At 64.3% G+C, this 6519-nt stretch carries 5 protein-coding genes and 4 tRNA genes; 1 reads left to right on the top strand and 8 read right to left on the bottom strand.

What is annotated here, in order from left to right; genetic code table 11:
- Nucleotides 1-527 precede the first annotated feature (527 nt).
- Complete coding sequence (locus tag FJ386_14735) at nucleotides 528-845, bottom strand: hypothetical protein (GenBank protein MBM3877942.1); 318 nt, start codon at nucleotides 843-845, stop codon at nucleotides 528-530.
- A gap of 261 nt (nucleotides 846-1106) precedes the next feature.
- Between FJ386_14735 and FJ386_14730 the strand changes: the two genes are divergently transcribed.
- A complete protein-coding gene (locus FJ386_14730; protein ID MBM3877941.1) occupies nucleotides 1107-2468 on the top strand; it encodes a DNA polymerase IV in 1362 nt (453 codons plus the stop codon).
- A 76-nt stretch (nucleotides 2469-2544) separates the two neighbouring features.
- Here the strand turns inward: FJ386_14730 and FJ386_14725 are convergent, their stop codons facing one another.
- The 7 genes from FJ386_14725 to FJ386_14695 form a co-directional block, all read right to left on the bottom strand.
- Nucleotides 2545-3615, bottom strand: a complete 1071-nt coding sequence (locus FJ386_14725) for a DUF72 domain-containing protein (protein ID MBM3877940.1) — start codon at nucleotides 3613-3615, stop codon at nucleotides 2545-2547.
- Nucleotides 3592-3665: transfer RNA gene (locus FJ386_14720), tRNA-Val, on the bottom strand. Before FJ386_14720 ends, FJ386_14725 begins: the two co-directional genes overlap by 24 nt.
- A 337-nt stretch (nucleotides 3666-4002) precedes the next feature.
- Nucleotides 4003-4182: a hypothetical protein gene (locus tag FJ386_14715; protein ID MBM3877939.1), complete on the bottom strand. Its 180-nt coding sequence runs from the start codon at nucleotides 4180-4182 to the stop codon at nucleotides 4003-4005.
- Nucleotides 4183-4586: 404 nt separating this feature from the next.
- Nucleotides 4587-4661, bottom strand: a tRNA-Pro gene (locus tag FJ386_14710).
- A gap of 85 nt (nucleotides 4662-4746) precedes the next feature.
- Nucleotides 4747-4822: transfer RNA gene (locus FJ386_14705), tRNA-Asp, on the bottom strand.
- Nucleotides 4823-5380: 558 nt separating this feature from the next.
- Nucleotides 5381-5454: transfer RNA gene (locus tag FJ386_14700), tRNA-Gly, on the bottom strand.
- A 601-nt stretch (nucleotides 5455-6055) separates the two neighbouring features.
- Nucleotides 6056-6334, bottom strand: a complete 279-nt coding sequence (locus FJ386_14695; GenBank protein ID MBM3877938.1) for a hypothetical protein — start codon at nucleotides 6332-6334, stop codon at nucleotides 6056-6058.
- Nucleotides 6335-6519: the final 185 nt, after the last annotated feature.

Raw genomic sequence — 6519 nt, 5'->3', positions numbered from 1 at the left:
TTCCCCCCCCCCCCCGTCCACTCACAACCGGAGGAGCTGAACGGCGTCCCACTTGAAGGCTTCATCAAACGTCCGGTGTTTCGTTGCCGTTTCCATCGACTTGGGGCTTGGTTATCCCAGCCGTTGCCCCTCCCTGTCCACGGAATCGGGACATGCTCAAAGTAACCGAACTCGGAGATGCCACTCCTTTAGACTTTCTCCTGCAGCAGCGCCGGCAGCAGGAGCAACGGAAATCCGTTCAGCCACACGAACGTCTCGGCCTCATTCGCAGCGACGCGGAGCAAGGCGCGGTGGCGAGTGTCGGTGGCACAGCCGGTTTTTCAAGGAAGCGAGCAAGGTGTCGTTCGTTCGTGTTCGAGTTGTCATGTTTCGAGATTCGTTTCTGGGTAGCGCCGGCGCGGCGCCTACCGTGTCTGGTGCCCTCGCCAGGCACTCCGGCCGTGGAGCCAAACGGCGAGGGCGTCGGTTGGCTGCGCCCGGGGGGCGCACTCCCCAATTCATCGTATTCCCAGTCAGTTTGCATTGGTTCATCGCAGGAAGAGTTTCCATTTTCCTCCGGGTGCAACGGGCGGCCGGTGTATTGGCAGCGATTGCCGTCGCGCTCGCGGATGGACTTTGCGCAGAGACGGGCGCTTCTTCGGCACCTTCGCGAAGTTCACGGCCACGACCACGGTCGGCACGCGCACAAGGCCGCGCACGGTGCGCACGGCGGTGTCGTGCTCGCGGACGGGCAGCGCGAGCCACTCGTCCCACGCGACGAGGTGGATGAAGTCGCCGCCCTCGATATCGAGCGCGGTCGCGGCGCAGGCGGCCATCTGGCAGAAGGCGTCGGCGGGCGTGCGCACGCCGATGGCCTGTCAGTGGCGGTTGAGGACCAGCACGGCCGGTTGGTTCAGGATGTCGGTCATAATTTGTAATCCGTAATGCGTAAAACGTAAGAGGCGGAATGCGATTTTACTCATTACGCATTACGCCTCACCCGGGGTGTCTGCTCTTTGTTGTCGTTCTCCTGCCGCGGCGCGGACAACGGCGGTCCGAGCCGGGAGACTTTCCTCAACTTTGTTTCTTGTTGCCGCCTCGCGCCGCGCTAGGTTGCCCGACGCCGCATGACCCGGAACCGCATCCTGCATATGGATGGCGACAGCTTCTTTGCGAGTTGCGAGATCGCGCTCGACCCGAGGCTGGAGGAGCGTCCGGTGTGGGTCGGCGGGGGGCGGCGTGGCGACGGCATCGTGATCGCGGCGAACCGGCTGGCGAAAAAGTTCGGCATCGAGACGGGCATGGCGTGCTTCGATGCGAAGGCGCGCTGCCCCAAGGGCGTGCTGTGCCGGCCGCATTACGACGAATACCGGCGGCTTTCGTGCGAAATGTTCCGCATCCTCGAGCAATACGCGCCGACGATGGTGCCGGTCTCGATTGACGAGGGCTTCCTGGACTTGAGCACGATGGACGCGCACGTGTGGCGCGACACGACGCCGGGCGATTACGTTGAAGCCATCCGCGCCCGCATCAAGCGCGAGACGCGCCTGCCGGTTTCGGGCGGGCTCGCGAGCTCCGCCAAGCTCGCGAAGCTGGCGACCGATGCGGGCAAGCCGGGCTTCCTCGAAATCGCGCCGGGGACGGAGAAGGAATTCCTGCGCGACCGGCCGGTGCGCGAGATGTCGGGGATCGCGGGACGGCGCGAGCGCGCGCTGTCGGCCCTCGGCGCGAAGACGTTCGGCGACGTGGCGAAGCTGCCGTCGCCGCTGCTCAAGCAGAAGTTCGGCATCTGGGGCCACCAACTCTGGCTGTTCGCCAACGGCCGCTGGAACGAGCCGCTGATGCTGGTGGTGAACGACCGCACGACGATTTCAAGCAGCACCACGCTGCCTTACGACGAGCCGGACTACGAGGCGGCGCTGACGTTCACGTTGAGCGAGGCGACGCGGCTGACGGGCCAGCTCCGGCGCGAGCAGCTCCAACTGCGCGAGCTGAGCCTGGGCATCCGCTTCAACGACTTCACCGAGACCGGCGCCAGCTACCGTTTCCAGCATCCACAGTTCCGAAACTCGATCATCAACGCGATCATCGAGGGGATGTTCCGCGACCTGATGAGCCGCCACGTGAAACCCGTCCGTCAGCTCCGGCTCTCGATGTGGAACCTCTCCCACCTGGACACGCAGCCCACGCTGTGGGGCACCACGGACGCCGAGCGGCTCGGCGCGCTGGACGAGGCGGCGTATCAGCTCAACACGCGCTTCGGCCGTCCGGAGAAGCCCGCGCTGATGACCGGCGCGCAGCTCGCGCTCCGTTCGGTGGACGACACGCACAAGAACCCGAAGGCCAAGTGTCCGTTCGTGCCGCAGCGCGAGATGGTGAAAAAGCTTTGGGGCACCGACGCCGACCCGCTCGCGCACAAGACCGACTGGGAGGAAAAGCTGTGGCGCGTGAGCCGCGGGCACTTCACGACGGGCGGCGCGGCAAAGTAATCAATGTCCAGGGTTCAGTGATGCCGGAGTTCCACTCCTGAAAGCTGGTTGCTGATTTCCGATCACTGAACGCTCATTACGGTTCGTCAGCCTCCACCGCATCCAGCACCGCCGCGATGGTTCCCGGCGCGTGGCCTTCGTAGCGGTTGTTCACGAAGAGCGTCACCTTCGTCCGGTCGCGCGAGTTGAGCGCGCGCCGGATGAGCTTCGTCGCCGAGACGCGCCCTTCGGCGTCCGCCTCCTGCAATTCCCGATATGGACTGAACTGCTTCACCGCTTCTTCGTAGCGCCGTCCTTCGCGCAGCAGAAACCTCGCGGCGAGCAGCGATGGATTCGTCTCGCTGCCGGGAAGAGCCATCTGTTCGCCGACCGGCGGCATGTCCGCCCACGCGTTAAAGATGTGCGTCACGCCGTGGCGCGCCAGCACGGCGAAATAGTCCGGCTGCAACCACTGGCGGTTGCGCAGCTCCACGCCCAGCGGCCATCCGCTCGGCACGCGCGAGAAGAAGGCGTCCAGCGCCATGGCAAAATCCCCACCGCGCGCGAAATCCTCCAAGCCGAACCGCGTGAACTCCAGCATCACCAGTCCGACCTTGGCGCGGATGGCATCAAGCGGTCCGAGGAACGCGTCGGTGAACAGCGCGGCATCCAGGAAGCGCGGGTTCACCAGTCCCGCGCGCGCGCCGGAACGCGGCACGTGCGGCCAGCGCTTGAGCGTGATTTCATCCGTCACCTTGAAGCCGAACCGAAAGCCATCCGGCACCTGCGCCGCGAGTTCGCGCAGCATCGTTTCGGTCGGGAAGCGGTAGAACGTGGCGTCCACCGAAACCGCGGGGAAGACCTCCGCGTATTCCGCAAGGCAGTTCCGCTCGAAGCGCGCCTCGGAGAAGCGCCCCCGCCACACGTAGCGGTCGCGGTCGTAGATGGTTCCGAACCAGCCGGGATATTTCCACGACGACGTGCCGAGAAACACGCCCTGCGCGGCGAGGTGGCGCAGGCGCGCCGCGAATGGTTCGCGCAGCAGGAGCACACGCAGACTCAAGCCCAGCGCAACCGTTTGCTCAACGCGAAACCTCCTGTGCGAAGCCGGTTGCTGCGCTTCAGCCCGCACTGTGCTTTGAATGGGTCGCCCGGGAAGGAGTCGCACCCTCGACTGCCGGGTGTAGGCCGGCCGCGATACGGTTTCACCACCGGGCGGAGATTGATTTGCGACTTACGATTTACGCCGCCGCTCTGGAACGGGACTGCGGCTCGTAAAATCGCAAATCTCAAATCGAGACCTCGGCAAAGCCCATCTTGCGCCGGTGTAGTGTCCGGCCTGTGGCCGGCCGAGCCACGCGGAGAGCGACGACGGCACGCAGTGGCGGCTGAACCTCTACCGCCATGACATCGCGAGCAAATCGTTCCTCGCCTGGAGCCCGACCGCGACGAACACGGCGCACACGCCCGCGAAGTTCGGCTGGCTGGAGTTCGCCGATTGAGTAGAGGCCCGCAGCCGCCGCGCGTGGCGACGGCTGCGGGTTGAACTGCGGGTTCACTGCGCAAACGACTCCGCGGCTTCGAGGTTCTCGGGCGCGAACGGCGGTGCGTTGCGAGCCCGGACAAGCGGCACGAGGTGCGCGCGGGGCGGGGCGAACTTCACGGCGATGCGGCGCGCCGGCTTGTAGCTGCGGCGCACGAGCAACGGGCTTTGCAGACGGATGGGGTCTTTCATGGCGGTTTCCTTTCGGGTTTGGGGTTGATGGATTTGTTCGAGCCGGGGTGGGAGCGATGCCCGGCTGTTCGTGAAAGTGGTCGTCCAGCGCGGTGATGCTCCGCGGTCTCCCGGTTATCGGCCGGGTGCTCTGCTGTTGAGCTACAGGACGTGCGGAAGGCGTCGGTAATGCTCCGACCTCGGCGTTGCCGATCCTATTTTCGGGACAGGTGCCGCCAGCTTGTATCGGCCTGCCTTCCTGGGAAGTGGCGCTCGCGGAAGGGGTCTCACCTCCATCTCCGATGTTAGAAGCATCGTGCTCTGTGATTGAGCTACGCGAGCGGTGGCTGCTCAGGCTGGAGTCGCACCAGCACCATCCTGTTTAACAAACAGGCGGACTACTGTTATCCCACTGAGCAAAAGAGGGGTCAGCGCGGCAGGACTTGCACCTGCGATCACTCCGTCCCAAGCGGAGCATGTTGCTCCTACACTACGCGCTGGTTGCCCCGGTCAACCCATCACCGGGGACTTGAGGAAGCGGGGCGCACGGTCCCTGGACCCTGCCCCGCGGTGAGATGGTGAAATTGGCGGACCTGAAGGGACTTGCACCCTCAACCCTCCCGCAGACAACGGGGCGCTCTGCTCGTTGAGCTACAGGTCCTATGGTGGGCCGCGCTGGTAACGCTCCAGTCGTCGCTTCCGGCTTGTTTTGTGACGCTGGATCTACAGGCCAGCCGCCGGGACGCCGCCCGGGAATGGTAGCGGGGGTGGGAGTCGCACCCACTTATGCGAGTTTATGAGGCTCGCCTCTGTGCTTTGGTCGAGTTCCCCGCAGAAACTGGAAGTGAGGAGTGAGTGGCGAAGATCGGCTTGCGAGAGGCGCTGGTGTCGGACAACCCATCACGCATCGCTTCTCGCTCGCGCCGCAAGTCCGGCGGCGGATGGTGGAGTCGATGGGTAACGCTCCCACATGGTCCTGCTTGCAAAGCAGGTGCATTACTTGTCTGCCACGACCCCGATCCGTCCGCGCGCGCCGTTGCGGTGCGCGGTCACTTGATAGCCACGCGCCGCCGCGAAGTGAACACAATTCGGTCTTTTGCATCGCGGTTCACCCCGTCGAGGTGCTCGTCCGAAGAGTGGCACGCCGCCTTGGTGCTGCCCCAAGCCCGCTGGGTTTTGGAGGCCCGGCTGCGCAAGCTGGCGCACGGCGTGTCGAAAGTGGAGCGGCCGCCGGGAATCGCACCCGGATCGTCTCCTTGGCACGGGGACATTCTGCCGTTGAACCACAGCCGCCTGAAAAACTGCGGGCCGGGGACGCCGAATTGCGCCCCCGGCCCGTGACAACAAAGAACAGACACCTCTTGGTGATCTATGCGATCCCAACCCGCGGTTTCATGGCGGATGTTTCGGTGTTTCGGGGCACACCTCCTGCGAAGCCCTTGAATTGTAAAACTCTTGCGAACGCTTCGGATCTCTTCGCGGCGCGTCGCGACGACACTCCACCGGCGGGCAGGCCGCGGCCTTCCCGGACCCAACTGCTTCTGGCGTTCGTGCGCATCACATGGATGCGGCGTGATTCCCGTTCACTGTGGCTGCCTTTCGTTCAATGTTGCGTTCTCATCCGGACAAACAAAAAACCCTGCTTGCGTCCGGCAAGCAGGGTTTGGAAATCGCTTCTGGTCGCTGTTCCTTACCTGCCTGCCTCTCTTCCCTCCGACATGGATTGGCTCTGTTCGATCCAATACGCCGGTGCCGGGACAAGGCGGAACAAACCGCCCGAGGCGCCCCGATAGAGACGTGTCGCTGGTGCGCACACGCCCTCAGGCGTCTTCCCGATTCGGTTGTTCACGCAGGTTTTCATCGAAAGCGCGAGACAGGTAATCCACGACATCTGTCATGTCAAACGGTTTTTCACCTTTTCCCGAAACTTTTTCCCCAGGGAAAGTGCGCGTGCCGGGCGGCTCCCCGAGCGTCGCGTGAACTGCCAACCAAGCGGCCAAGTGAAATGCCCCCCGACACGTCTGCCGAAGCCCGCTTCATGCCCGCCGCCTCTTCGAAACCCAAATTTGCGGCCGGTCTCGCGCACGGCCGGCGCCGCGCCGTGCGAATGATTGAACGCCACGACAAACTCAAGGACGGCGCGCTGGGTCTTCGTCAGTTCGTGCACGGCCATACAGTTGTATGGTGCCACGCTCGTTGGCAACTCGCCGTCAGGCTGAACCTACACCGCCTTGCCAGGCGGGCGGGTTGGACAATTTGTAAAGCATCTCACCGGCCTTCCGCACGAGCAGCACACCCTCGGCCTCGCGGCTGGCGTAGCTCTCGATGTCAATCGTCGCCGGGTCGCGGTAGCCCATG

It is taken from the genome of Verrucomicrobiota bacterium, from assembly GCA_016871675.1.
Taxonomy (GTDB): Bacteria; Verrucomicrobiota; Verrucomicrobiia; order Limisphaerales; family VHCN01; genus VHCN01.
This window is presented reverse-complemented; position numbering and strand designations above follow the sequence as displayed.